The organism is Micromonospora yasonensis (genome assembly GCF_026013475.1).
In the GTDB taxonomy this organism is placed as follows: Bacteria; Actinomycetota; Actinomycetes; order Mycobacteriales; family Micromonosporaceae; genus Micromonospora; species Micromonospora yasonensis.
Map to the genome: position 1 here is coordinate 1 of NZ_JAPDPH010000097.1, position 24,695 is coordinate 24,695.

Annotated in this window: 26 protein-coding genes; 12 read left to right on the forward strand and 14 right to left on the reverse strand. The window is 73.4% G+C overall.

Annotated elements, in window-relative coordinates; genetic code table 11:
• On the forward strand, positions 1-554 hold a 554-nt coding region (locus ONA70_RS20000; RefSeq protein WP_265007983.1), incomplete at its 5' end, for an MMPL family transporter.
• Positions 555-664: 110 nt separating this feature from the next.
• On the opposite strand, the gene ONA70_RS20005 is transcribed toward ONA70_RS20000, so the two are convergent.
• The 4 genes from ONA70_RS20005 to ONA70_RS20020 form a co-directional block, all read right to left on the reverse strand.
• Positions 665-1,789 (reverse strand): glycosyltransferase family 4 protein, encoded by a 1,125-nt coding sequence (locus ONA70_RS20005; protein ID WP_265007984.1) that lies wholly within the window; start codon positions 1,787-1,789, stop codon positions 665-667.
• Positions 1,786-3,045 carry a M48 family metallopeptidase gene (locus ONA70_RS20010; protein ID WP_265007985.1) on the reverse strand — a complete coding sequence of 420 codons (1,260 nt, stop codon included), beginning with the start codon at positions 3,043-3,045 and terminating at the stop codon, positions 1,786-1,788. The genes ONA70_RS20005 and ONA70_RS20010 overlap by 4 nt, the downstream gene beginning before the upstream one ends.
• Before the next feature lie 213 nt (positions 3,046-3,258).
• Positions 3,259-3,477 carry a hypothetical protein gene (locus ONA70_RS20015; protein ID WP_265007986.1) on the reverse strand — a complete coding sequence of 73 codons (219 nt, stop codon included), beginning with the start codon at positions 3,475-3,477 and terminating at the stop codon, positions 3,259-3,261.
• Positions 3,478-3,609: 132 nt separating this feature from the next.
• A complete protein-coding gene (locus ONA70_RS20020; protein ID WP_265007987.1) occupies positions 3,610-5,055 on the reverse strand; it encodes an NYN domain-containing protein in 1,446 nt (481 codons plus the stop codon).
• A gap of 127 nt (positions 5,056-5,182) precedes the next feature.
• Here ONA70_RS20020 and ONA70_RS20025 point away from each other — a divergent pair, with 127 nt between their 5' ends.
• From ONA70_RS20025 to ONA70_RS20045, 5 genes are all read left to right on the forward strand, one after another.
• Complete coding sequence (locus ONA70_RS20025; RefSeq protein WP_265007988.1) at positions 5,183-6,940, forward strand: DEDD exonuclease domain-containing protein; 1,758 nt, start codon at positions 5,183-5,185, stop codon at positions 6,938-6,940.
• Positions 6,941-7,067: 127 nt separating this feature from the next.
• A complete protein-coding gene (locus ONA70_RS20030) occupies positions 7,068-8,858 on the forward strand; it encodes a RelA/SpoT family protein (protein WP_265008006.1) in 1,791 nt (596 codons plus the stop codon).
• Between the two features lie 59 nt (positions 8,859-8,917).
• Entirely contained in the window at positions 8,918-9,457 is a 540-nt protein-coding gene (locus tag ONA70_RS20035) for an NUDIX hydrolase (protein WP_265007989.1), read from the forward strand.
• 257 nt (positions 9,458-9,714) lie between these two features.
• On the forward strand, positions 9,715-10,575 hold the full coding sequence (locus ONA70_RS20040; RefSeq protein WP_265008007.1) for a nucleotidyltransferase family protein: 861 nt from the start codon (positions 9,715-9,717) through the stop codon (positions 10,573-10,575).
• Between the two features lie 52 nt (positions 10,576-10,627).
• A complete protein-coding gene (locus ONA70_RS20045; RefSeq protein WP_265007990.1) occupies positions 10,628-10,915 on the forward strand; it encodes an Lrp/AsnC family transcriptional regulator in 288 nt (95 codons plus the stop codon).
• A 64-nt stretch (positions 10,916-10,979) separates the two neighbouring features.
• Here the strand turns inward: ONA70_RS20045 and ONA70_RS20050 are convergent, their stop codons facing one another.
• The 5 genes from ONA70_RS20050 to ctaE form a co-directional block, all read right to left on the reverse strand.
• Positions 10,980-11,675: a DUF4142 domain-containing protein gene (locus ONA70_RS20050; protein ID WP_265007991.1), complete on the reverse strand. Its 696-nt coding sequence runs from the start codon at positions 11,673-11,675 to the stop codon at positions 10,980-10,982.
• Positions 11,676-11,875: 200 nt separating this feature from the next.
• Positions 11,876-13,507 carry a cytochrome bc1 complex cytochrome b subunit gene (qcrB, locus tag ONA70_RS20055; protein WP_265007992.1) on the reverse strand — a complete coding sequence of 544 codons (1,632 nt, stop codon included), beginning with the start codon at positions 13,505-13,507 and terminating at the stop codon, positions 11,876-11,878.
• On the reverse strand, positions 13,504-14,589 hold the full coding sequence (gene qcrA, locus ONA70_RS20060; protein ID WP_265007993.1) for a cytochrome bc1 complex Rieske iron-sulfur subunit: 1,086 nt from the start codon (positions 14,587-14,589) through the stop codon (positions 13,504-13,506). Before qcrA ends, qcrB begins: the two co-directional genes overlap by 4 nt.
• Before the next feature lie 67 nt (positions 14,590-14,656).
• Positions 14,657-15,490 (reverse strand): cytochrome bc1 complex diheme cytochrome c subunit, encoded by an 834-nt coding sequence (gene qcrC / locus ONA70_RS20065; protein WP_265007994.1) that lies wholly within the window; start codon positions 15,488-15,490, stop codon positions 14,657-14,659.
• Positions 15,491-15,562: 72 nt separating this feature from the next.
• The gene (gene ctaE / locus ONA70_RS20070) at positions 15,563-16,162 is read right to left on the reverse strand and encodes an aa3-type cytochrome oxidase subunit III (RefSeq protein ID WP_265007995.1); all 600 of its coding nucleotides are present in this window, start codon (positions 16,160-16,162) and stop codon (positions 15,563-15,565) included.
• Between the two features lie 108 nt (positions 16,163-16,270).
• Here ctaE and ONA70_RS20075 point away from each other — a divergent pair, with 108 nt between their 5' ends.
• The 4 genes from ONA70_RS20075 to ONA70_RS20090 all read left to right on the forward strand — a co-directional run bounded on the left by ONA70_RS20075 (position 16,271) and on the right by ONA70_RS20090 (position 19,268).
• Positions 16,271-17,227, forward strand: a complete 957-nt coding sequence (locus tag ONA70_RS20075) for a cytochrome c oxidase assembly protein (RefSeq protein ID WP_265007996.1) — start codon at positions 16,271-16,273, stop codon at positions 17,225-17,227.
• Between the two features lie 81 nt (positions 17,228-17,308).
• Positions 17,309-17,707 carry a response regulator gene (locus tag ONA70_RS20080; protein WP_265007997.1) on the forward strand — a complete coding sequence of 133 codons (399 nt, stop codon included), beginning with the start codon at positions 17,309-17,311 and terminating at the stop codon, positions 17,705-17,707.
• Between the two features lie 137 nt (positions 17,708-17,844).
• Positions 17,845-18,891 carry an anthranilate phosphoribosyltransferase gene (trpD, locus tag ONA70_RS20085; protein WP_265007998.1) on the forward strand — a complete coding sequence of 349 codons (1,047 nt, stop codon included), beginning with the start codon at positions 17,845-17,847 and terminating at the stop codon, positions 18,889-18,891.
• A gap of 125 nt (positions 18,892-19,016) precedes the next feature.
• Complete coding sequence (locus ONA70_RS20090; RefSeq protein WP_265007999.1) at positions 19,017-19,268, forward strand: hypothetical protein; 252 nt, start codon at positions 19,017-19,019, stop codon at positions 19,266-19,268.
• A 102-nt stretch (positions 19,269-19,370) separates the two neighbouring features.
• On the opposite strand, the gene ONA70_RS20095 is transcribed toward ONA70_RS20090, so the two are convergent.
• Both ONA70_RS20095 and ctaC read right to left on the reverse strand, forming a co-directional pair.
• Positions 19,371-19,796 carry a cytochrome c oxidase subunit 4 gene (locus tag ONA70_RS20095; protein WP_265008000.1) on the reverse strand — a complete coding sequence of 142 codons (426 nt, stop codon included), beginning with the start codon at positions 19,794-19,796 and terminating at the stop codon, positions 19,371-19,373.
• A gap of 10 nt (positions 19,797-19,806) precedes the next feature.
• Positions 19,807-20,778 carry an aa3-type cytochrome oxidase subunit II gene (gene ctaC / locus ONA70_RS20100; protein ID WP_265008001.1) on the reverse strand — a complete coding sequence of 324 codons (972 nt, stop codon included), beginning with the start codon at positions 20,776-20,778 and terminating at the stop codon, positions 19,807-19,809.
• Between the two features lie 27 nt (positions 20,779-20,805).
• Between ctaC and ONA70_RS20105 the strand changes: the two genes are divergently transcribed.
• The gene (locus tag ONA70_RS20105; RefSeq protein WP_406601221.1) at positions 20,806-22,134 is read left to right on the forward strand and encodes a cysteine desulfurase family protein; all 1,329 of its coding nucleotides are present in this window, start codon (positions 20,806-20,808) and stop codon (positions 22,132-22,134) included.
• Positions 22,131-22,361, forward strand: a complete 231-nt coding sequence (locus tag ONA70_RS20110; protein WP_265008002.1) for a sulfurtransferase TusA family protein — start codon at positions 22,131-22,133, stop codon at positions 22,359-22,361. The genes ONA70_RS20105 and ONA70_RS20110 overlap by 4 nt, the downstream gene beginning before the upstream one ends.
• A gap of 32 nt (positions 22,362-22,393) precedes the next feature.
• On the opposite strand, the gene ONA70_RS20115 is transcribed toward ONA70_RS20110, so the two are convergent.
• The 3 genes from ONA70_RS20115 to erpA form a co-directional block, all read right to left on the reverse strand.
• Positions 22,394-22,954, reverse strand: a complete 561-nt coding sequence (locus ONA70_RS20115; RefSeq protein WP_265008003.1) for an AAA family ATPase — start codon at positions 22,952-22,954, stop codon at positions 22,394-22,396.
• Positions 22,951-23,928: a carbohydrate kinase family protein gene (locus ONA70_RS20120; protein ID WP_265008004.1), complete on the reverse strand. Its 978-nt coding sequence runs from the start codon at positions 23,926-23,928 to the stop codon at positions 22,951-22,953. The genes ONA70_RS20115 and ONA70_RS20120 overlap by 4 nt, the downstream gene beginning before the upstream one ends.
• A 276-nt stretch (positions 23,929-24,204) precedes the next feature.
• Positions 24,205-24,573, reverse strand: a complete 369-nt coding sequence (gene erpA, locus ONA70_RS20125; RefSeq protein WP_265008005.1) for an iron-sulfur cluster insertion protein ErpA — start codon at positions 24,571-24,573, stop codon at positions 24,205-24,207.
• Positions 24,574-24,695: the final 122 nt, after the last annotated feature.

Sequence of the window (24,695 nt, forward strand, 5' to 3'; positions counted from 1 at the left end):
CGCTGGTGCTCGCCGTCGTCCTGGCGATCCTGGTGCTGCTGCTGCGGTCGCTGGTCGCACCGCTGCTGCTGATGGCCAGCGTGGTGCTGTCGTACGCAGCGGCGATGGGCGCCGCCGGGCTGCTGCTGGACGCGCTGGGCCACCCGAAGCTGTTCGTCGGGGTCCCGTTGCAGGCGTTCCTGTTCCTGGTCGCGCTCGGGGTGGACTACACCATCTTCCTGATGACCCGGGCCCGGGAGGAGGCCACGCTGATCGGGCACCGGCCCGGCGTGCTGCGCGCGCTGGCCGTCACGGGTGGGGTGATCACCAGCGCGGGCGTGGTGCTCGCGGCCACCTTCGGGGCGCTGCTGGTACTGCCGCTGGTGCCGTCGGTGCAGATGGGGGTCATCGTGGCCGTCGGCATCCTGCTCGACACGTTCCTGGTCCGCAGCCTGCTGATCCCGGCGCTGGCCCTGGACCTGGGCGCCCGTACCTGGTGGCCGGGCCGGCTGTCCCGCCGGGCGTCCCGGCCGGCCCCGCCGCCCGCGCCCGAGCCGGCGCTGACCCGAGCCTGACCCCGCGCCTGGCGGCGCGGCCGCTCGGGCGCGGCTCGGCGGCGCGGCCCGGTGGCACGGCCGGCACGGCCCGTCGGCGGGACCGGCCGGGACCGGCCGGGACCGGCGGGTCAGCAGGCGAGCAGGGCGGACATCCGCTCGGCCTGGGTCTCCCAGCGCCACTCCCGCTCCACCCAGGCCCGGCCGGCCGCGCCGAGCTGGCGGGCCAGGTCCCGGTCGGCGAGCAGGGTGGCCACCCGGTCGGCGAGCTGGGCCACGTCACAGCCCCGGACCACGTACCCGGTCTCGCCCTCGCGGACCGCGTCCGGGGCGCCGCCGGAGTCGCCGGCCACCACCGGCAGCCCGGTCGCGCTGGCCTCCAGGTAGACGATGCCCAGCCCCTCGACGTCCAGGCCCCGGTTACGGGTCCGGCAGGGCATGGCGTACACGTCGCCGGCGGCGTAGTGGGCGGGCAGCTCGGCCGACGGCACCGAACCGGTGAAGACCACGTCCGGTTCCACGCCGGTCTGCCGGGCCAGCTTCTCCAGCGTCGCCCGGTAGGGCCCGCCGCCCACCACGAGCAGCGCCGCGTCCGGCACCCGGCGCCGGATCGCCGGCATCGCCCGGATGAGCATGTCCTGCCCCTTGCGCGGCACCAGCCGGGACACGCAGACCACCACCGGCCGGTCGGCCAGCCCGAGGCGCAACCGCACCCGCTCCCCGTCCACTGACGGGTGGTAGGTGTCCACGTCGACGCCGGGGGCGAGCCGGCGCAGCTCGGTCACCCCGTCCAGCACCCGGGCCAGCCGGACCCGGGTGTACTCGCCGAGGTAGGTGGTGACGTCCACCCCCCGGCCGATCCGGCGCAGCGCGGACCGGGCACCGGGCAGGGACGCCCAGCCGGCCTCGTGCCCGTGGGTGAGGGCCACCGCCCGCCGGATCCCGGCCCGGCGGCGCAGCCCCGCCGCGAGCAGCCCGAGCGGGGCCGCCGCGCCGAACCACACCGAGTCGCAGTCGTACGCCCGGGCCAGCCTCGCCGCCCGGCGGGCGATCAGCGGGGTGGGCAGCAGCACCGACGTGCGCTCCCGGACCACCTCGAAGGGCTGGTCGGCGTCGAACTTGGCGGCGCCCCGCCAGCTCGACGCGTATACCACCACCGAGCCGGGGGGCTGGCGCACGGCGAGGTTGTGCACGAAGGACTGGATGCCGCCGGGGCGGGGCGGGAAGTCGTTGGTGATCAGCAAGGTGCGGCTCATCTGCCGATCTCCCTGGCGTAGGCGCGGGCGGCGGCCATCCGCTCCACGGTGGACGGGTGGGACGCCGACCAGAGGTATTCCCAGCGGGGCGGGTCGGGGTCGGCCAGGTTCACCCCGGCCAGGCGGCGCTGCATCGCCTCGAAGGTGGCCGGGTCGCCGGTCAGGGCGAGCGCGTGCGCGTCGGCCCGGGCCTCGACCCGCCGGGACACCAGGGCCTGCACCGGGGTGAGGACCAGCCCGACGAGCGTGATCAGGGCGATCAGCAGCGGGAACGCGACGGGCGCGGCGACGGAGTCGACCCCGGCCAGGCGCAGCAGCGGCGCCCAGGAGCCGATCAGGTAGAGGGCCACCACGGCGAGGGCGGCACCGAGCGCCCCGGTGAGCGTGCCGGTCCACACGTCCCGGTCCTTGGCGTGCCCCAACTCGTGCGCGACGACGCTGGTCACCTCCTCCGGGGTGGCCTCGCGCAGCAGGGTGTCGTAGACCACCACCCGCCGGGTCGGCCCCAGCCCCGAGACGTACGCGTTGACCGCCCGGGTCCGCCGGGAGGCGTCGGCGACCAGCACGTCGCGGACCGGCACGCCGTCCCGGGCCGCCACGCTCATCAGCTCGGTACGCAGCGGGCCGGGCTCCATCGGGGTGAACCGGTTGAACACCGGCTCGACCAGCACCGGCAGCACGAACGACAGCAGCACCACCAGCAGGGCGGCGCCGGCCGCGCCGAACGCCCACCACCAGCGCGGGACGAGCCGGACCACCGAGTAGAAGCCGAGCAGCACGAGCGCGCCGATGACCGCGCTGACCGCGTACGACTTGAGCAGGTCGACCGCCCAGCCGCCCCAGCCCTGGGTGCTCAGGCCGTACCGGGTCAGCACGGTCTGCCGCCACGCGGCGAACGGCAGGGTGAGCAGGTCGGCGAGGAGCAGCACGGCCAGCCCGCCGAGCACCGCCTGGGCGATCCAGTGGTCGCCGAACGGCCGGCCGGCGAGGTCCACCAGGCGAGCGCCGAGCGGGGTGAGCCCGAGCACCAGCGCGACCACCAGCCCGACGCCGAGCGCCGACCACGCGGCCGGACGCAGCGCCCCGTGGAAGGCCCGCCCCCGGGCCACCTGGTCGACCGGCAGGGACCGCAGCGCGGCCAACTGGTCGGCGCGGGGCGCCGGCGGCCGGCCCCACGGGATCAGCAGCGCGCCGGCGACGACCAGCGCGAGGGCCAGCCCGGCCAGGGTCAGCACCGCCCAGCCGCGCGGGCTCACCGCCGCACCCCGCCGCGCCGTACCCGTTTCATCCCGCTCCTCCCGCCGTGAGCGCCCATCCTAAGGCCCGGCGCGCCCGCGTCGGCTGCGGTGCCCGCGGGCCGCCGCGCCCACCCCACACGCGGCAGGTCTGGGTCTCACCCGCGCTGCACCCCCCGACCTCCCGCAACCCGAGTCGATCACCGGGCGTGGGCGCAGGCCGGGGCCGGTGGGTCAGGCGACCCGGCGGCGCCGGGCCGGCCGGCGGGCGGGCCGGGCGGACGGGGGCGGCAGCACCTCCACCTCGAAGCCGGCGCGGGCGAACACCTCGATCGCCCGGTGCTCCGCGGGGCCGAGCGCCGCCGCCGGCGAGTCGGTGTCGAGCAGCGCGGTCACCAGGCAGCCGGAACAGCCGGCGCCACGGACCCCGCAGGTGTCGCAGTCGATGAGCATCAACGCCTCCTGACACGTCGCCGGTGGCGGAAGGGAAACCTCCCGCCACCGTCGGTCACCACGACGCTAGGCCAGGGGTACGACAGAACCGGACAACGAGGCAGCAGGCACCCCGAAACCGATCATCGGGCATCAGGACCGGGCGAGCCGGCGCAGCAGGGAGTCCGCGCCCAGCGGGTACGCGCCGTGCCGGCGTACCCCGTCGGCGACCTCCCGGTCGGAGGAGACCACGACCACCGGCCGCCCCGCCGGCTCGGCCCGGACCAGCCGGCGGATCAGCTCGTCGGCGGTCTCTCCCTTGCGCGAGAAGAGCACCCGTACGCCGCGCGGCGCGGGCGGCAGCCCGTGGATCCGCTCGGCGCCGTCGAAGACCACGGTGACCTCGTCCCCGGTCTGCGCGGCGATCCCGCCCAGCCCGCTGATCAGCCGTTTGCGCTGCTGCTCCAGGGACATCTCGCCGAAGCCCCGCTTGGTCACGTTGTAGCCGTCCACCACCAGGTGCGCCTTCGGCAACGCGAGGAGCTGGTCCAGCCGGGCCGGGTCGTCGGTGTCCCGGGCGCGGGCGGCCGCGCCGGCCTGGGTGGTCGCCGCCTGCTCGGCGAAGGCGTCGGCGACGAAATCGGCGGGCATCCGGTCGACCGGGTCGAGGGCCAGCTCACGGCGCAGCCCGACCGCCGCCTGGCCGATGGTCTCCAGCAGCAGCCACAGTTTCGCGTCGTCGACCGAGCGGGCCTCCTTGGCGCTGGCCCGGACCACCCCCGCCGCGGCCGCGGCCTCGGCCAGCCGGGCCCGGGCGCGGCGCAGCTCGGCGTCGGCGTCGGCCGCCGCCCGGGCGGCCCGGCCCCGCTCGGTGGCGAGCATCTCGGTGGCCTTGCGCTCCCGGGCCTGGGTCTCCCGCAGGGTACGGGTGAGCTGCCGGGCCTCCTCGCGGAGCTGGCCCAGCTCCTCCCGGACCCGGGCCAGCTCGTCGCGGAGCTTCTCCGCCTCGACCCGAGCCACCGCCCGGTCGTGCTCGGCGCGGGTGGCCCGCTGCTCGGCCTCCCGGACCAGCTCGGCCACGACCGCGCTGTCCGCCTCGGCCCGCACCGCGGCGCCGCTCGCCTCGATCAGCGCCCGCCAGCCCCGTGGCCGGGCCAGGTACGCCAGGGCGGCCACCTCGACCGGATCGGCGGCGGCCGGGGCGGTCCCCTCCACCACGGCCGCGCCCAGGTCACCGGCGTCGGCCAGCACCCGGGCCGTCACCCGCTGCCGGAACAGCGGGTCGGCGGTGAGCTGGGCGGCGATGGCCGGCGCGCCGAGCCGGGCGCGGCGGTTGGGGGCGAACTTGGCCACCCGGCGCAGCGGGACCGGCACCTCGTCGGCGGGCAGCCCGGGCAGCACGGCGGCGGTCAGCGCCACGATCCGCTGCCGGACCGGCTCGGGCAGGGTGGGCTCCGGCTCGGAGACGGCCGGGGCGCCGGCCGTGCTCTCGGCGCCGGGCTCCGGGACCGGGGCGTCCGCGGCCTCACCGGCGGCGTGCGCGGCGACCACCGACTCCTCCTCCGCGGAGAAGTGGTCGTGCGGCTCGGTGAGGGGCATGTGGTAAGTCTCCCACCCCGAACGGGCCCACCGCCCGGTGAGTGAGCCGATCTCTCATCCTACCGCCGTGGTAACGCCTGGGGCAGCTGGGACGGGAGTGTCGGACCCGGCCGTTACCGTGCCGCGGGTGACGCGAGCGGAGTACGTGCAGGAGGCGCTGGCCGGCCTGGACCGGACGGCGGACGACGGGGTGGATCCCGCCCTGCCGCTCTACGCGACCACCTTCGTGGTGGTCGACCTGGAGACCACCGGCGGCGCGCCGGACGGCGGCGGGATCACCGAGATCGGCGCGGTCAAGGTGCGCGGCGGCGAGGAGCTGGGCGTGCTCGCCACCCTGGTCAACCCGGGGGTGCCGATCCCGCCGTTCATCACCGTGCTGACCGGGATCACCCAGGCCATGCTGCTCCCCGCCCCGCCGATCGAGCAGGTGCTGCCGAGCTTCCTGGAGTTCATCGCCGACGCCGTGCTGGTCGCCCACAACGCCCCGTACGACGTCGGCTTCCTGAAGGCCGCGTGCGCGAAGCACGGCTATCGCTGGCCCAACCCGCGGGTGCTGGACACCGCCGCGCTGGCCCGCCGGGTGCTCACCCGTGACGAGGTGCCCAACCGCAAGCTGGGCACCCTGGCCGCGTACTTCCGCACCGCGACCCAGCCGACGCACCGGGCGCTCGACGACGCGAAGGCCACCGTCGACGTGCTGCACGGGCTGATCGGCCGGCTCGGCGGGCACCGGGTCGACACGGTCGGCGAGGCGATCGAGTTCGCGCGGGCGGTCACCCCCACCCAGCGCCGCAAGCGCCACCTCGCCGACGGGCTGCCGAAGGTGCCCGGGGTCTACATCTTCCGGGCCGCCGACGACCGGCCGCTCTACGTCGGCACCTCCGGCGACATCGCCACCCGGGTGCGCAGCTACTTCACGGCCAGCGAGAAGCGGGCCCGGATCTCGGAGATGCTGGCCGCCGCCGAGCGGGTCGAGGCCGTCGAGTGCGCCCACTCGCTGGAGGCGGAGATCCGCGAGCTGCGGCTGATCGCCGCCCACGCGCCGCCGTACAACCGGCGTTCCAAATACCCCGAGCGGCAGGTCTGGCTGAAGCTGACCGACGAGGCGTACCCTCGGCTGTCGATCGTGCGGGACCTCTCCCCCGCCGACACCGCCTACCTCGGCCCGTTCCGCTCCAAGCAGGCCGCCGAGTTGGCCGCCGCCGGCTTCCACGACGCGGTCCCGCTGCGCCAGTGCACGCACCGGCTCTCCCGGCGCACCACCATGCCGGCCTGCGCGCTGGCCGAGCTGGGTCGCTGCCCGGCGCCCTGCGAGCACCGGATCGCCCCCGAGGAGTACGAGCACCAGGCGGCCACCCCGTTCCGCACCGCCACCACCAGCGATCCGCAGGTGGTGGTGGACGCCCTGCTCGCCCGGATCGGGGTGCTCTCGGCCGCCCGGCGGTACGAGGAGGCCGCGGTGGTCCGTGGCCGGCTGGCCGCGGTGCTGCGCGCGGCGGTCCGGATGCAACGGCTGGCCGCGCTGACCGGGATCACCGAGCTGGCCGCCGCCCGCCCGGCCGCCCGGGGTGGCTGGGAACTGGCCCTGGTCCGGTACGGCCGGCTGGCCGGTGCCGGCGTCTCTCCGCCGGGTGTCCACCCCCGACCGACCATCACCGCGATCCGGGCCACCGCCGAGACGGTGCTGCCCGGGCACGGCCCGGTGCCGGCGGCCTCCGCCGAGGAGACCGAACGCATCCTGTCCTGGTTGGAGCGACCGGAGACCCGGCTGGTGGAGGCCTCCTCCGGCTGGGCGTCCCCGATCACCGGCGCGGGGCGGTTCCGTGCCCTGCTGACGAAGGCGGAGAACGGCGCGTCCCACCAACTCTCGACCGAACGCCCATGACCAAGTGTCCGATCGGACGACGTCAACTCGCTTAGGCTGTTAGAGAAGTGCAGTCCTGCCCGTTTCGCGGGCCTGCTCCCGGTCGCCGACCCCGGCGGCCCGGGGCCGGGGTGAGGAGGTGTCCCAGGTGGACGTCGACGCCGGACACGGCGCCGCCCTGGGCGGCGCCCTTCCGACCCAGCCCGGCGAGCTGCCGCTGACCCGGCGGCTGCGCGCCCTGCTCACCTGGCCCACCACCGACAGCGACCCGGTCACCGCGCTGGTCCGCGCCCACCGGGTGAGCCATGCCAGCGCCGACTCCTCGGTGCTCCGGCGGGCGTACACGATCGCCGAGAACATGCACCGCGGGCAGTTCCGCAAGAGCGGCGAGCCGTACATCACCCACCCGCTCGCCGTCGCCCAGATCTGTGCCGAGCTCGGCATGGACACCATCACCCTGGTCGCCGCGCTGCTGCACGACACGGTGGAGGACACCCGCTACACGCTCCAGGCGCTCCAGGAGGATTTCGGGCGCGAGGTGGCCCACCTGGTCGACGGGGTCACCAAGTTCGACAAGGCGTTCTACGGCAAGGCCGCCGAGGCGGAGACCGTCCGCAAGATGATCGTCGCGGCCGGCAAGGACGTCCGGGTGCTGATCATCAAGCTGGCCGACCGGCTGCACAACATGCGCACCCTCGGCGTACGCTCCGCCGCCTCCCGGGAGCGCATCGCCCGCAAGACCCTCGAGGTGCTCGTCCCGCTCTGCGACCGGCTCGGCATCCAGACGCTCAAACGCGAGCTCGACGACGTGGTGCTGCTGCACCTGCAGCCCGAGGAGCACGCGCGGATCGCCCGGTTCGTGCACGACCGGCCCGGCTGGGACAGCTACCTGGCCGCCGTGGTGGCGCGGACCAAGCTGGCGTTGCGCCGCAGCCGGGTCGACGCGCAGGTGTCCCCCCGCCCCCGGCACCTCTACTCGATCTGGAAGGACACCGTGGCGGGCGGCCACACCGCGCCGTACGACCTGCCCCGCATCGCGATCGTGGTGGACGGCCCGGCCACCGACTGCTACGCCGCGCTCGGCGCGGTGCACGGGCTCTGGCGCCCGGTGCCCGGGCGCTTCAAGGACTTCATCGCCTCCCCCAAGAACAACCTCTACCGGTCGCTGCACACCAGCGTCTGCGGGCCGCAGGACCGCACGGTGGAGGTGCTGATCCGCACCGAGGAGATGCATCGCTCCGCCGAGTACGGCGTCGCCGTCCACTACCGCTTCCCCCGCGCCGCCGGACGGGCCGCCGACCGGGCGGGCGAGCTGGCCTGGCTGCGCCGGGTGCTCGACTGGGAGCAGGAGGCCGTCGACCCGACCCAGTTCATGGAGTCGCTGCGCTGCGACCTGGCGGAGGCGCAGATCCAGGTGGTCGCCGACGGCCGGCAGATCGTCCTGCCGGCCGGCGCGACCCCGGTGGACCTCGCGTACGAGCTGGGCACCGAGCGGGGCGACCACTGCCTCGCGGCGCGGATCAACGGCCGGCTGGCCCCGCTCTCCTCCGAACTGGAGGACGGCGACGTGGTGGAGATCTTCACCGAGAGCGACGCGGAGAGCGGCTTCGAGGCCGACGTCGCGCCGCGCGGGCCGCGCCGGGAGTGGCTGGGCTTCGTCAAGTCGCCGCACGCCCAGATGCAGATCAACCGCTGGTTCGCCGAGCACACCGAGCCGGGCATCTCGATCGCCGACAAGGTACGCCTCGGCCGGGCCAGCATCGGCTTGGCGCTGCGCAAGCACAACCGCGGGCTGGCCAGCGACCTGCCGCTGCTGCGGCTCTCCGAGGAGCTGGGCTACCCCGACCTGGAGACCCTGCTGGTGGCGGTCTTCGACCGGGTGGTCGAGCCGGACACCGTGGTCGAGCAGCTGATCGATCTCGTCGATCACCGGCAGTAGGTGCGCGTGGGCTCCGCAGCCCGGAGATGATCGGCCGGACATGGCCTAGCCTTACAAGCATGATCCCCCGCGCGCGTGCCACCGGACGGGCCATCGGCTACCGGCTCTTCTACCGCCTCCCGGTCCGGCTGCGGCGGCGGCTGGTCCGGCTCGCCGTACCGAAGTACATCGTGGGTGCGGTGGTCCTGGTCCGGGACACCGAGGCCGACGGCGCCGGGCGGATCCTGCTGCTGCGCCAGCCGCCCGGCTACAGCTGGACCCTCCCCGCCGGCCTGTTGGAGCGGGCCGAGGCCCCGGTGGTCGGCGCGGCCCGCGAGCTGTACGAGGAGTCCGGCATCCGGCTCTCCCCCGACCGGCTGCGCCCGGCCGTGCCCAACGCCGTGGTGCACGCCCAGGGCTGGGTGGACGTGGTCTTCGAGACCGAGGTGCCGGCCTCGACGACGGAGCTGACGGTGGACGGCGCCGAGGTCTTCGAGGCGGCCTGGCACCCGCTGGACGACCTGCCCCGGCTGAGCCGGGCCACCGCCAACCTGCTCGGCCACTATGGCATCGGACCGCGCGCCGGTGAGGTCCCGCCGGCGACGCCGTCGGGCGCGTGACCCGTCCCGGCCGCCCCGGAGGCGCGCGACGCCCCACCGGCCCGGTGGGCCTGAGCCGCCCCGTCGGCCCGGCCGGTCGCGCCGGCACGGGCCCGGCCGCCGGGGAACGTCCCGTGACCGGCCTCTGCGACCCGGCCCACCCTGATGCCCCTGACGGCCTCCCCGACGGCCCGAGGGATGCCGGCGGCCCGGGCATCGCCGACGGCGGGGCGGCGTCGACCGGTGCCCGCGCGGCGGGTCCCGGCTGGCGGGCGGCGGTGGACGTGTGCGGCGTGGTGCTCGCCGCCGGCGAGGGCATCCGGCTGCGCCCGCTGACCGAACGGGTGCCCAAGGCGCTGTGCCCGGTGGGCAACGTGCCGCTGCTGGACCGCGCCCTGGCCCGTCTCGCCGGGCTCGGCCTGACCGGCCCGGACCGGGTCGCCGTCAACGCCTGCTACCTGGGCGACCAGGTGGTGGCGCACGTCGGCGCCCGGGCCCACCTGTCGGTGGAACCGGGTGACCCGCTCGGCACCGCGGGCGGGCTGGGCAACCTGCGGGACTGGATCGCCGGACGGGGGGTGCTGGTCGGCAACGCCGACGCGTACCTGGCGGATCCGGACGCCCCACCGGGGCCGGACGTGGCGGAGCTGCTGGACGGCTGGGACGGGCGGAGCGTACGCCTGCTCGGCCGACCGGCCGATGACCCGGCGGCCCCCGGCACCTTCAGCGGCCACGTCTTCGTCGGGTTCTCGCTGCTGCCCTGGCGGCTGGTCCGCGACCTGCCGGCCAGCTTCGGCGACCTGGTCCGGGCGGTGTGGCGGCCGGCGGAGGCGGCCGGCGCGCTCGAGGTGGTGCCCTACCCAGGCGTCTTCTACGACACCGGCACCCCGGCCGACTACCTGGCGGCCAACCTGCACGCGGCCGGCGACGGCAGCCTGGTCGACCCGGCGGCCACGGTGACCGGGCGGGTCCACCACGCGGTGATCGGGCCGGGAGCCACCGTCCGCGGCGAGGTCACCCGGGCGGTGGTCTGGCCCGGCGCGACGGTACGCGCGGACGAACGACTCTCCGACGCGATCCGCGCCGGGGGCGACGTGACCGTCCCGGCGGGCCGGATCGCCCGGCCGGGGACGACGTGACGATGGAAGCCTCTAGCATGGGCCACGACGCCGACGAACGGAGAAATGTCCCGTGATCACCGCGATCGTGCTGATCGACTGCGCCACCGACTCCATCCCCGAGGTGGCCGAGAACCTGGCCAACCTGCCCGGCGTCAGCGAGGTCTACTCGGTGGCCGGTCACGTCGACCTGATCGCCATGGTCCGGGTCCGCGACTTCGAGCAGATCGCCCAGGTCATCGCCGGCAGCATCTCCAAGGTGCCGGGGGTGCTCAACACCGAGTCGCACATCGCGTTCCGGGCGTACTCGCAGCACGACCTGGAGGAGGCGTTCGCGATCGGGCTGGCCAACGCCGACTAACCGGCGGACGCGCGGTGGCCGGCCCGTCCCGAGGGACGGACCGGCCACCATGAGCCGGACGTCGTCAGCTCTGGCCGGGCGCCGGAGTCTCCGTGGTGCCCGGGGCCGGCGCCTCGGTGGTGCCGCCCGGAGCCGGGGACTCGGTGCCGCCCGGAGCCGTGGACTCGGTGCCGCCCGGAGCCGGCGTGGTGCTGCCGCCCGGGCTGGGCGTGCCGCTGGCGCTGGTCTGCGGGACCGGGACGCCCAGGGTCTGGGCCAGTGCCGTCAGGGCGTCGAGGTGCGCCTGGAGCACCGGCAGGGCGTCCTGGGCCAGCGTGACCACCGACTGCTCCGAGCCCTGCGAGATCTCGGTCTGCGTGGCCTGGATGGCCTGGACGTGGCCGGCCAGTTCGGCGGTCACCCACGCCTTGTCGAACTCGGCGCCGCTGAGGCCGTTCAGCCTGCTGATGACCTTCTGCTGGTCGGCGGTCGGCTCGGACGGCAACTGGACGTTCAGCTGCTGCGCGGTGCTCTTCACCGTCTGGTCCAGCTGGGTGTGGTCCGTCACGAACTGCTTACCCAGGTCCTTGACCTGCGCGTTCTGGCCCTTCTGCTGAGCCAGGTTGCCCATCGTGATCTCGGCCAGGTTCACCTGGTGCAGCGCCTGCAGGTACTGGGTGTCCTGCGTCGACGGCTGGGCCGCCGCCTGCGCCGCTGCGGCGGGTGCCAGCCCGACAAGCACCAGCACGGCCAGCAGGCCCAGGCGTTTGATTCCCAACATGCTTTCCCCCCCTTGAGACGTTGGACCGCACGGATACCCGGCTGACCGGGGTTATTCCTGCGGTTCCACCCGTCTGGGTCGGGGAGCGGCGGCGAGGCGGAACGGGACCGTCGGCCACGGGAGGGGACGATCGGGCCGGAAACGGCCGTGGCGCCCGCCGGATGATCCGGCGGACGCCACGGTCAGTCGTACGCGAGGGATCAGCGACGGCTCTCGCCGCTGCCGATCTCCTCCCGCTCCGGTCGCGGCTCGACCGGCGGGTGCCCCGGCGAGACCGGCGCCTCGGCCGGCTTCTCGATCGGGTAGAAGAAGCCCCGGATCGCCGGGCCCAGCGCGCCCAGCCGGTTCATCTTCTTGGGGACGACCCAGCCGACGTAGTCCAGCGCCGGGGCGTGCCCGTCGTGGCCCTCGGCCGCGCTGAGCGGCTGGTGCACCTCGACGAACCGGCCGTCCGGCAGCCGCTTGATGATGCCGGTCTCCACGCCGTGGGCCAGCACCTCCCGGTCGTGCTGCTGCAGACCCAGGCAGATGCGGTGCGTGAAGTAGTAGGCCAGCGGCGGCAGGATCAGGATGCCGACCCGACCCGCCCAGGTCATCGCGTTCAGGCTGATGTGGAACTTGTCGGCGATGACGTCGTTGCCGCCCGAGAGGGTCAGCACGATGAAGAAGGCCAGGGCCATCGCGCCCGCCGCGGTCCGGGCCGGGACGTCCCGGGGCCGCTGGAGCAGGTTGTGGTGGCGGTGGTCCTTGAGGCGGCGCGCCTCAAGGAACGGGTACATCAGGGACAGGCCCACCAGGATGCCGGGCAGCACGACGGTCGGCCAGAACAGCGGCGGAATGACGTAACCGTCGCCGATCGGGATGTCGATCTGCCACGCCGGCATGAGTCGGGTGGAGCCGTCGAGGAACATGACGTACCAGTCGGGCTGGCTGGCGGCCGAGACCACCCACGCCTCGTACGGGCCGAAGTACCAGATCGGGTTGATCTGGAAGAGGCCGCCGAACAGCGCGATCACGCCGAAGACGACCATGAAGAAGCCGCCCTGCTTGAGCACGTAGCGCGGGAAGAACCGCTCGCCGACCACGTTCTCGTTGGTCCGGCCGGGGCCGGGCCACTGGGTGTGCTTCTGCTTGAAGACCAGGCCCAGGTGGGCGCTGATCAGCGCCACCAGCAGACCCGGAATGAGCAGCACGTGGGCGATGAAGAACCGGCTGATGATGATGGTGCCCGGGAACTCCCCGCCGAAGATCGACGAGGTGACCCAGGAGCCGATCACCGGGATCGACAGCATGATGCCGGAAGCGATCCGCAGACCGGTACCGGACAGGCCGTCGTCCGGCAGCGAGTAGCCGGTGAAGCCGGCCAGGAAGCCGACCCAGAACAGCAGCGAGCCGATGATCCAGTTGGTCTCGCGCGGCTTGCGGAACGCGCCGGTGAAGAACACCCGCAGCATGTGCACCACGATCGAGGCCATGAACAGCAGCGCCGCCCAGTGGTGCATCTGCCGCATGACCAGACCGCCCCGGACGTCGAACGACAGGTCCAGGGACGAGGCGTACGCGGCCGACATCGGCGTGCCCCGCAGCGGGGCGTAGCTGCCGTCGTAGACGACCTCGGTCATCGCCGGCTCGAAGAAGAAGGTCAGAAAGACACCGGTCAGCACCAGCACGATGAACGAGAAGAGCGCGATCTCGCCCAGCAGGAAGGACCAGTGGTCCGGGAAGACCTTGTTCAGCACCTTCCGCAGCGGGGTGGCCGCCTGGAAGCGGTCGTCCAGCGCCCCGGCCGATTTGGCCGGGACCGCTGCTACGTCAAACTTTCGGCGCTTCATGGCCGCTCCCAGAAGTCGGGACCGATGGTCTCGGTGTAGTCGGACTTCGCCACGAAGAAGCCCTCCTCGTCCACCTCGATCGGCAGCTGCGGCAGCCGCCGGCTGGCCGGGCCGAAGACCGGCTTGGCGTTGTCGGTGATGAGGAACTGCGACTGGTGGCACGGGCAGAGCAGGCGGTTGGTCTGCTGCTCGTAGAGGCTGGCCGGGCAACCGGCGTGCGTGCAGATCTTGGAGAACGCGGCGAAGTTGCCCCACATGTAGTCGCCGTGGCCCTCCCGGGCGTTGGCGGCCCGCGACTTCTGCGCGTCGTCCTCGCGGAGGTGGATGAGCAGGGTCGGCGAGTCGGCGTGCCGGTTGCTCACGCCGCCGTCGATGCCGGGGAACACGGTGAGCTGACCGCCGACGCTGACGTCCGCGGGGCGGATCGGTCGCCCGTCCTCGCGGATCAGCCGGATCTTCTTGCCGTCCTGCGGCTTGAACCCGGTGGTGAACATCTGGTTGTTCTTGTGCGGGTTGGTGATCAGGCCACCGATCAGCGGTGCCGCGACGACCGCGCCGACCGGCAGCAGGCCGGCCACGAGCGAGACACCGAGCAGCGGCCGGCGCCGGATGCCCATCTCGTCGGCGAGGAAGAGCATGGTCTCGCCGGCGATCCGGCGGTCCTCGGCCGAGCTCGGCTGGTCGTGCCGGTCCTGGATCGAGACCTCCTTGGCCAGCAGCTTCTTGCCCCACGTGAGGATGCCGAAGCCGATGCCGAGGAGCGCGATGCCGAGGGTCACGCCGAGCAGCGGGGTGTACCACTTGTCGCCGCCGCGGCCCGGCTCCCACTGCCACGGCCACCAGATGTAGATGACCAGGAACGCGGTGGCGGCCGCGCCGGTCAGCAGGAAGAACAGGGCGATCGTACGGGCCAGCCGGCGCTCCGCCTTGGTGCCCGGGACCACCTGCTGCTCGTAGTGGACGATCTCGATGTCGTCCCGCCGCGCGCCCTCCTGGACGATGTCGAACCGGGAGAGCCGGGGGTCGTTCACGTCGAGCGGCTCCCGGCCCTGCGGGGCCTGGTGCTCGGTGTGGGTGCTCATGCCGTCACCTCGCTACGGGTGGCGTCGGGGGTCGACGCCACAGCACTGAAACGAATGATCCGCTCGGTCACGACTTGCCCGCAATCCACAGGGTCGTGAAGACCAGCGCGACGATGCCGACCAGGAAGATCGCGAGACCCTCGGTCGACGGGCCGTACCGGCCCAGGTTGAAACCGCCCTGGTCCTGGGTTGCCTTCAGGTTCTCCTGGATGTAGGCGATGATGTCCGCCTTCTGCTCCGGAGTGATCTGGTTGTCGCCGAACACCGGCATGTTCTGCGGGCCGCTCAGCATGGCGGCGTAGATCTGCCGGTCGCTGGCCGGCTTCAGGGTCGGGGCGAACTTGCCCGAGGAGAGCGCGCCGCCGCCAGCGCCGAAGGCGTGGCACTGCGAGCAGTTGATCCGGAACAGCTCACCACCGGTGGCCAGGTTGGCGCCCTCGCGCAAGTTGCCCTGCGGCACCTGCGGGCCGCCGCCGAGCTCCTGGATGTACTGGCCGATCTGGCGGGTCTGCTCGTCGGTGAACGACGGGGGCTTGCGCTGCGCCTGGGCCTCCTGTCGGGCCAACGGCATCCGGCCGCTGCTGACCTGGAACTCGACCGAGGCCGACCCGACGCCGATCAGGCTCGGACCGCGTCCCTCGACGCCCTGGGCGTTGCGACCGTGACAGGTCACACAGCTCACGTCGAACAGCGCCTTGCCCTCGTTGGCGGCGGCGCTCAGGGGCGGGTTGTCCTGCGCCTGCACGCCGGGGGCGAAGACGGTGTAGGCGCCGCCGGCCAGCATCAGCGCGGCGGTCAGGCGGACCGCGGCACCCAGCCGGCGGCGGCCCCTGCTGCGCGCTACGGGCCGCCCGCGCAACCGCGCGAGCAGACCGCGTCGGCGGTCGTTGTCAGAAGTCATGACCTGTGTCCTTAACCGGTTGGACCTTGTCTCAGGGGACGGAGCAGCGGCGCGAAACGTGACGCGCCAAGATCACTGAAGCCAGTAGATCATGGCGTAGAGCCCGATCCACACGACGTCAACGAAGTGCCAGTAGTAGGACACGACGATGGCGGACGTCGCCTGCGCCGGGGTGAACCGGCCCATGGTGGTACGGATCATGAAGATGATGAACGCGATCAGACCGCCGGTCACGTGCAGGCCGTGGAAGCCGGTGGTCAGGTAGAACATCGACCCGTACCCGTCGGCGTTGATCTTGACGCCCTCGTGCACCAGGTTGCGGTACTCGTTCGCCTGGCCGAGCACGAAGATCAGACCCATCACGAAGGTGATCGTGAACCACCGGCGCAGGGAGTGGACGTCACCCTTCTCGGCCGCGAAGACACCGAGCTGGCAGGTCACCGAGGACAGCACCAGGATCACCGTGAAGGTGGTCGCGTAGGGGATGTTCAGGATCTCGGTGTGCTTCTCCCACAGCTCCGGCGCCGCCGCGCGGATCGAGAAGTACATCGCGAACAGCGCCGCGAAGAACATGAGTTCGCTGGAGAGCCACACGATCGTCCCGACGCTGACCATGTTGGGTCGGGTCAGGGAGTGGATCCGGCTCTTGTCAATGGCTGGGGCCGCAGTCACGCGGTCATTATTGCCCTTGACCGGGACGGACGATCAGCGGGGTCGGAAACCTGCGCCGACCGTGGCCCGATCAGGGGCGTCCGCTTCGCCTGACCTACCCTGAAAAGCGTGCTGCACGTCGATCAGATCTCCGCCGCCACCTCGGGTGCCGCCGCGACGCCCCTGGCGGGCGGCGGTGGGACCGTCCCGCCGCCGTTCACCGTCACCCGGGTCTTCACCGAGGTCGAGCTCAACAACTGGCTCGCCCTCGGGCTGGTCGTCGCCGCAGGCCTCTACCTGTACGGGGTGTACCGGCTGCGGCTGCGCGGCGACCGCTGGCCGGTGGTCCGCACGGTCTGCTTCCTCGGCCCCGGCCTGGGCGGCATCGCGGCGGTGACCCTGAGCGGGCTGGGCGCGTACGACACCACACTGCTGTCGGTACACATGATCCAGCACATGGTGCTGTCCATGGTGTCGCCGATCTTCCTGGCGCTGGGCGCGCCGGTCACCCTGGCCCTGCGCACCCTGCCGGTGCGGCCCCGCAAGCGGCTGCTGGCGATCGTGCACAGCCGGGTCGCCCGGGTCTACAGCTTCCCACTGGTGGCGTTCGCCATCTTCGTGGTGAACCCGTTCGCGCTCTACTTCAGCGGCCTGTACGAGTACACGCTGCAGCACGAATGGGCGCACGAACTGGTGCACGCCCACTTCATCGCTACCGGCTGCGTCTTCTTCTGGCCGCTGCTCGGCCTGGACCCGCTGCCCGGGCGCTGGCCGTACCCGGCCCGGGCGCTGCTGATGGTGCTCTCCGTGCCGTTCCACACGGTGCTCGGGCTCACCATCATGCAGAGCACCACCCTGCTCGGCGGCGACTGGTACCCGTCCCTGCACCTGAGCTGGTCGGACCCGCAGAACGACCAGGTCGTCGCCGGCGGGGTGCTGTGGGCCGGCGGCGAGTTCGTCAGCGTCACCATGCTGGCCGTGCTGGTCGTCCAGTGGATCAAGCAGTCCGAACGCGAGGCCCGCCGGCTGGACCGCGAACTGGACCGCCAGGAGGCCCGCGAGCGCGCCGCGCAGGCCGCGGGCTGAGCTCCGCGAGGGCGGGCGGTCCGGCCGCATGTGACGCCCGCTACGATCAGCGGGCAGCTACGAGGTGGGAGCAAGTCAGCGATGAGCGATCGTCTGTGTACCGTCCTGCTCTACAGCGACGACCCGAAGGTCCGCGACCGGATGCGGCTCGCCGTCGGTACCCGGCCCGCGCCGGGGCTGGAGATCGAGTTCGTCGAGGCGTCCGACTACGCCGCGTGCGTCCGGCTCGTCGACGACTACGAGATCGACCTGCTCCTGCTCGACGGCGAGGCGACTCCGGGCGGTGGCATCGGCATCGCCCGCCAGATCAAGGACGATCGGGACGACGCCCCGCCGACCTGCGTGGTCATCGCCCGGGCGGCCGACCGCTGGCTGGCGGCGTACGCCGAGGTCGACGCCACGCTCACCTACCCGCTCGACCCGGTGACCGCCGGCACCACCGTCGCCGAGCTGCTGCGGCGCACGCCCGCCGCAGCCTGAGTCGCCCCACTCGGCGTCACGGCGACGGTGCCGTGACACCGTCGGCCATGGATTCGGCCTCCGCGCCGCCAAGGCGGCGCCACGGACCGGATGACGACCGCCACACCTGATCCCACCCCCCGCTCGGGAGGCCCGCCATGGGCGAACGGACCTGGCCGCTTCTGCTCAACGCGCTGCTGCGCGGCGAGGAGCTCTCCACCGCCGACACCGCCTGGGCGATGGACGAGATCATGACCGGCTCGGCCAGTCCCGCGCAGGTGGCCGGCTTCGTGGTGGCGCTGCGCGCCAAGGGCGAGACCCCGGCCGAGCTGGCCGGCCTGGTCGAGGCGATGCTCGGCCGGTCGGTCGAGGTCGGGCTGCCCGAGGAGATCCGCGCCACCGCGCTGGACGTGGTCGGCACCGGCGGCGACCTCGCGCACACCGTCAACATCTCCACCATGACCGCGCTGGTGGTGGCCGGCGCGGGGGTACGGGTGGTCAAGCACGGCAACCGCGCCGCCTCGTCCTTGTGCGGCACCGCCGACCTGCTGGAACACCTGGGTATCCCGCTGGACCTGGCCCCCGAGCAGGTGGCCCGGTGCGTCGTCGAGGCGGGCATCGGCTTCTGCTTCGCGGGCCGCTTCCACCCGGGGATGCGCCACGCCGGCCCGATCCGCCGGGAGATCGGCGTGCCCACCGCGTTCAACTTCCTCGGCCCACTGACCAACCCGGCCCGGCCCCGGGCCGGCGCGGTCGGTTGCTTCGACCTGCGGATGGCCCCGGTGATGGCGGCGGTGTTCGCGGCTCGGGGCGACTCGGTGATCGTGATGCGCGGCGAGGACGGGCTGGACGAGTTCACCACCGCGGCCCCGACCCGCGTCTGGGTGGCCCAGCAGGGCACCGTCAGAGAGGCGCTGCTGGACGCGGCGGAGCTGGGGGTACCCCGGTCCACCCTGGCCGATCTGCGGGGCGGTGACGCGACGTACAACGCCGGCGTGGCCCGGCGGCTGCTGGCGGGCGAGACCGGCCCGGTCCGGGACGCGGTGCTGGTGAACGCCGGCGCGGCGCTGGCCACCCAGGGTCCGCTGGACGGGGACCTGCACGAGGCGGTCCGGGCGGGGATGGCCCGGGCGGCCGAATCGATCGACTCGGGCGCGGCCGCGGGTGCCCTGGACCGCTGGCTCGAGGTGGCCCGCTCCCTCTGACGGCTCTCCTCCCCCGGCGGCCGGGCCGGGCCTGCGCCGGGTCCACTCGGGAGAGCGTCGTACCGGCGTGCCAAACTACATGGGAGTAATTTTCCGTTTCGGTACCGGAACGAGAGGAGACGCCCGTGTCGGACCGCGAGCTCTACTGCGACATCTGCGAGGGCGTCGTGCTGTTCGAGGCACCGCCCTGCGTCGACGGGCACGGCGCCGACTGCTCTGACGACTGCTCCGGGTCGCGGCGTGGCGTCAGACACGCCGAGCCGGAGTGGTCGGAACTGGTCTGCACCGGCTGTGGCGCGGCCCTGCTGGTCGCCGCCTTCGCCTTCCGCGCCCCGCGCCTCGACCAGCGCCGCCGGCCCCACCGTCGGGCCGCCTGACCGGCGCCCCACGGCGCTGCGCGCGCCCCTGGCCCACCCGCCCGACGGTATGCGAACGGCCCGCGTCCCCCGAAGGGGCGCGGGCCGTTCGCTGTCGTCAGATCAGTGCTCGGCGGTCCGGCGGGTGCCGCTGTAGTACTCGAAGAGCAGGCCGCAGGCGGCGAAGATCACCGCGATCAGGCCGGCTACGAGCAGCCACATCTGCCAGTAGGCCAGGCCGAGGCCGGCGATCGACGCGGCCATGGCCAGGCCGAACGGCCAGTAGCTGCCCGGGCTGAAGAAGCCGACCTCACCCGCGCCGTCGGCGATCTCGCCGTCCGCCCGGTCCTCCGGCCGCAGATCGATCCGGCGGGAGACGAACCAGAAGAAGCCGCCGCACATCGAGGTGAGCAGGCCGGAGAGCACCAGCGCCACAGTGCCGACCCACTCGACCCGGCCGCCCTCGCCGTACGTCCAGGCGCCGTAGAGGACCGCGACGCCGTAGAGGAACGTCGAGACGATGAGGAAGATCTTCCACTCGGTCTTCATGCCGGCCCCCTCAGCTGCCCGTACCGGCCGACGCGTTGGTCGGGTTGAAGTTGTTCTTCGTGCGCCGGGTGTCGTACGGCTTGGTCGTCTCGGCGTACGGCGCCTCTCCGATCGCCTGGAGCGCCTCCTGGGTCGACTTGCCGGCCTTCTTGGCCGCCAGGAACTGCTCGAACTTCTGCGGCGAGACGGTCCGCAGCTCGAAGTTCATGAAGGCGTGGTAGCTGCCGCACAGCTCGGCGCAGCGGCCGACGTACGCGCCCTCCTGGTCGATGCTGGAGACCTCGAAGGTGTTGCGGATGTTGCCCGGCATGACGTCGCGCTTGAACAGCAGCTCCGGCACCCAGAAGGAGTGGATGACGTCGCGGCTGGTCTCCTCGAACCGGATCGACTTGCCGGTCGGCAGGACCAGCACCGGGATGACCTCGCTGGTGCCCAGCGTCGAAGCGACGGTGTTCGCGTCGCGGCCCTGGCCGTCGCGGTAGTTGAACTGCCAGTTCCACTTGAAGGCGACGACCTCGACGGTGACGTCCGGGTTCTTCGACTCCTTGATCACGTCGGTCTGCACGACCGCCGTGTAGTAGAAGAGCACGGAGACCACGAGGATCGGCGCGATGGTGTAGAGGAACTCCATCGGCAGGTTGTAGCGGGTCTGCACCGGCAGCGCGTTGCCCCGCTTCCGGTAGCGGATCACGCACCAGAAGATGAGGCCCCAGACGAACACGCCGACCGCGAGCGCCGCGATGCAGGACGCGATCCACAGGTCGTACATCCGGTGCGACTCCGGCGTGATGCCGCCCTGCGGCCACCCGAAGCCGCCGAACGCCTTGCCGACGTCGCAGCCGGTGAGCGAGAGCAGCAGCGCGACTCCGCCGAGGCCGAGCCCGGCGAGCCGACCAGCACCTCGCCGCCGGCGTCCACCGGCTCCTGGGGAAGCGCTGTGCCGTACGGCCGACGACCGTACCTCCGAACTCCTTGCGACCACCTGGTCCTGCCTCCCTAGCGCGCCGCGGTGGTTGTTTCCATCAGCACCGACGGCAAAGGCGTCACCGACGGTCGCAGATTACTCGACCATGACGGGCCTGACCGTCTTGGGGTCACTGTCCGCCCCCATCCGGGGGATCTTGCCGCCACCGGCACGATAGCGTTGGCCTTCGTGAGCAAGCGCAGCGAGCGAGCCATCAGGCCCGGTGACGGGTCCCCGGTCTACCTGGACGCGGCCACCGCCGCGCCGCTGCACCCGGTCGCGCGACAGGCGCTGCTGGCCGCCCTGGACGACGGCTGGGCCGACCCGGCCAAGCTCTACGGCCAGGCCCGGCGGGCCCGCCAACTGCTGGACGCCGCCCGCGAGGCCGCCGCGCAGACCCTCGGCGTCCGCGCCGACGAACTCTCCTTCACCCCCAGCGGTACGGCCGCCGCGCACGCCGCGGTGCTGGGCGGCCTGGCCGGCCGGCGCCGGGTCGGGGCGCGGCTGGTGCACTCCGCGATCGAGCACTCCGCGGTGCTGCACGCCGCCGAGCGGCACGTGGCCGCCGGTGGGGACGCGGTCTCCGTGCCGGTGGACCGGCTCGGCCGGCTGGACCTGGACGCCTGGGCGGCGGCGCTGGCCGGGCCCGGGGTGGCCCTGGCCGCGCTGATCGGGGCCAGCCACGAGGTCGGCACGGTGCAGCCGGTGCCGGCGGCGGCCGAGTTCTGCGCCGAGGCGGGCGTGCCGCTCTACGTGGACGCCGCGCAGTTGGTCGGCCGGGCCCCGCTGCCGGCCGGCTGGTCGGTGCTGACCGGCAGTGCCCACAAGTGGGGCGGGCCGCCCGGCGTCGGGCTGCTGGTGGTCCGCAAGAGCACCCGGTGGGAGTCGCCGTACCCGGCCGACGAGCGGGAGTCCGGGCGTACCCCCGGGGTGGTGAACCTGCCGGCGGTGGTCGCGGCGGCGGCGAGCCTGCGCGCGGCGGCGGCCGACGCGGCGGCCGAGACGGCCCGGCTGGCGCCGCTGGTCGACCGGATCCGGGCCCGGGTGGCGACCGAGGTGCCGGATGTGGAGGTGGTCGGCGATCCGGTGGACCGCCTCCCCCACCTGGTCACCTTCTCCTGCCTGTACGTGGACGGCGAGGCACTGCTGCACGCGCTGGACCGGCGGGGCTTCGCGGTCTCCTCCGGCTCCTCCTGCACCTCGTCCACGCTGCGGCCGTCGCACGTGCTGGAGGCGATGGGGGTGCTGTCGCACGGCAACGTGCGGGTGTCGCTGCACCGGGAGACCACCGAGGCGGACGTGGAACGGTTCCTGGCCGAGCTGCCGGGGATCGTCGCCGACCTGCGCGCCGAGGCGGGCGTGGTGGAGCTGTGACCGAACCGGCCGAGGTGCTCGACTGCCGGGGCCAGCGCTGCCCGCTGCCGGTGATCAACCTGGCCCGTCGGCTGCCCGAGCTACCCGTCGGCGCGGTCGTCCGGGTGCTCGCCGACGACCCCGCGGCGGCGGTCGACATCCCGGCCTGGTGCCGGATGCGCGGCCAGGAGTTCGTCGCCGCCCACCCCCACCAGGGGCCCGCCTACGACGTCCGCCGCGCGGGTTGAAAGGAGGCCCCGGTTGACAACCAGCGCACCCGTCAGCGGAGGTAGGCGAGGATGCCCGGGAGCGGGTCGGTGTCGACGGCGGTGTCCACCACCAGGCGCGGGCCGATGATCGGCTCGTACTCGGCCCGGCGCAGCAGGGTCTGCTCCCAGGTCGGAGGGTGCTCGTCGGGCGGGCGGGACTCGACCCGGCGGCGGTGCTCGGCCTCGTCACCGCAGTGCACCTCGATCACCCGCAGCGGCACGCCGGCCCGCTCGGCCAGGTCGTGCCAGAGGCCACGGGCGCTGGCCACCGGGTTCACCGCGTCCACCACCACGCTCAGCCCGAGCCCGAGCTGCACCTCGGCCAGCCCGGCGACCGCGCCGTACGCGGCCATCCCGGGCACGTCGCCGACCAGGCCGTACCGGGCCAGGGCCCGCTCCACCGGGTCGACCGGCAGGACCGGGGCGTGCAGCGCGACGCCGACCCGGGCGGCGAGGGTGCTCTTGCCCACGGCGGGCAGCCCGGCGAAGGCGACCAGCAGCGGCCCGCCCACGCCGGGGCGCACCGCGCCCGGATCCACCCCACCCTCCGGGGCCGGCACGCCGGAGCTCACGGCAGCAGGTGCGGCCGGACGTCGTCGGCGGCCGCGTCGCCGTACGACTCGGCGAGGCGCTTGACGAACAGGTCCCGGCGGACCTCGTACTCCTGGCCGCCGAAGTTCTCCAGCACCAGGGTGGCCAGCAGGCAGCCCACCTGGGCGGCCCGCTCCAGGCTGACACCCCAGTTCAGGGCGGCGAAGAAGCCGGCCCGGAAGCCGTCGCCGACACCGGTGGGGTCGACCGCCTGGATCTCCCGGGCGATCGGCACCCGGATGGTCGCGAAGTCCCGGCCGGCGATCTCCACACCCTGCTTGCCCAGCGTGGTGACCCGCACCTTCACCCGGTCCAGCAGCTGCGCGTCGCTGAGCCCGGCCTTGCTCTGCAGCAGCGACTTCTCGTACTCGTTGGTCATCAGGTACTCGGCGCCGTCGACCAGGCTGAGCACGTCGCCGCCGTCCATCCGGGCGAGCTGCTGCGACGGGTCGGCGACGAAGGCGTAGCCCCGCTCCCGGCACTCGGCCGAGTGCCGGATCATGGCGGCCGGGTCGTTGGCGCTGACCAGGACCAGGTCGAGGCCGCCGAGCCGCTGTGCCACCGGGAACAGCTCGATGTTGCGGGCCTCGCTCATCGCGCCCGCGTAGAACGACGCGATCTGGCACATGTCGAGGTCGGTGGTGCAGACGAAGCGGGCGGTGTGCGCCACCTCGCTGACGTGCACGGAGTCGCAGTCGACGCCGTGCCGCTCCAGCCAGGAGCGGTAGTCGGCGAAGTCGGCGCCGACCGCGCCGAGCAGCACCGGCCGCAGGCCGAGCTGGGCCATGCCGAAGGCGATGTTCGCGGCGGTGCCGCCGCGCCGGAGCACCAACTCGTCGACGAGGAAGGACAGGGAGACCTTGTCCAGTTGGTCGGCGATGAGCTGCTCGGCGAAACGGCCGGGGAAGCTCATCAGGTGGTCGGTCGCGATCGAGCCGGTCACGGCGATCTTCATGTCAACCCTCGCGGTCGGGGAGCACGGCGCGGGTCAGCCTACCGGTCCGATCCGCGCGCCGGTCGCAGGTCGGTCGAGGAGCGGCCAACCACCGTACGGCCGACCGTCACCGGACGGACACCCCGTGCCGCGCCATCGGGGTGACACCGGGCGGTACGCACAAAAGCGGGGCCGCCCCCTACCCGGGGGCGGCCCCGCCATTGTCGTCGCTCGGTCAGGCCGGCGCCGCCCGAGGTGGCGGGCGGCGGACCGGCACGGTGCCGGCGCTCGGTCGACTCAGCTGAACGAGTCGCCGCAGGCGCAGGAGTTGCCGGCGTTCGGGTTGTCGATGGTGAAGCCCTGGGCGTCGATCCGGTCGGCGAAGTCGATCGTCGCGCCGGCCAGGTAGGGGGCGCTCATCCGGTCGACGACGACCTCGACCCCGTCGTAGTCGGTGACGATGTCACCGTCGAGCGACCGCTCGTCGAAGAACAGCTGGTACCGCAGGCCGGAGCAGCCGCCCGGCTGCACGGCGATCCGGAGCCGCAGGTCGTCACGGCCCTCCTGCTCGATCAGGGCCTTGACCTTCTGCGCCGCGACGTCGGTGAGGACGACGGTGCTGGGGGCCTTGGCCTCGGTCGACTCGGTCTGCGCTGGCGTGGTCACGTGGAAATCTCCCTGCGCGGTATGGGTCCGGACCCACTGGCCAACGTCACCCGTCCGCCAGTGATTCCCGGTGTGGTCCAGATCCGATCGTACGCCGCCCCGGCGGCTGCCACCTCCAGTGG

Coding starts and splice junctions, on each gene's coding strand:
- ONA70_RS20005 (WP_265007984.1), bottom strand. CDS start 1,789: ATGAGCCGCACCTTGCTGATCACCAACGACTTCCCGCCCCGCCCCGGC.
- ONA70_RS20015 (WP_265007986.1), bottom strand. CDS start 3,477: ATGCTCATCGACTGCGACACCTGCGGGGTCCGTGGCGCCGGCTGTTCC.
- ONA70_RS20020 (WP_265007987.1), bottom strand. CDS start 5,055: ATGCCCCTCACCGAGCCGCACGACCACTTCTCCGCGGAGGAGGAGTCG.
- ONA70_RS20035 (WP_265007989.1), top strand. CDS start 8,918: ATGATCCCCCGCGCGCGTGCCACCGGACGGGCCATCGGCTACCGGCTC.
- ONA70_RS20050 (WP_265007991.1), bottom strand. CDS start 11,675: ATGTTGGGAATCAAACGCCTGGGCCTGCTGGCCGTGCTGGTGCTTGTC.
- qcrB (WP_265007992.1), bottom strand. CDS start 13,507: ATGAAGCGCCGAAAGTTTGACGTAGCAGCGGTCCCGGCCAAATCGGCC.
- qcrA (WP_265007993.1), bottom strand. CDS start 14,589: ATGAGCACCCACACCGAGCACCAGGCCCCGCAGGGCCGGGAGCCGCTC.
- qcrC (WP_265007994.1), bottom strand. CDS start 15,490: ATGACTTCTGACAACGACCGCCGACGCGGTCTGCTCGCGCGGTTGCGC.
- ONA70_RS20080 (WP_265007997.1), top strand. CDS start 17,309: ATGAGCGATCGTCTGTGTACCGTCCTGCTCTACAGCGACGACCCGAAG.
- trpD (WP_265007998.1), top strand. CDS start 17,845: ATGGGCGAACGGACCTGGCCGCTTCTGCTCAACGCGCTGCTGCGCGGC.
- ONA70_RS20095 (WP_265008000.1), bottom strand. CDS start 19,796: ATGAAGACCGAGTGGAAGATCTTCCTCATCGTCTCGACGTTCCTCTAC.
- ONA70_RS20120 (WP_265008004.1), bottom strand. CDS start 23,928: ATGAAGATCGCCGTGACCGGCTCGATCGCGACCGACCACCTGATGAGC.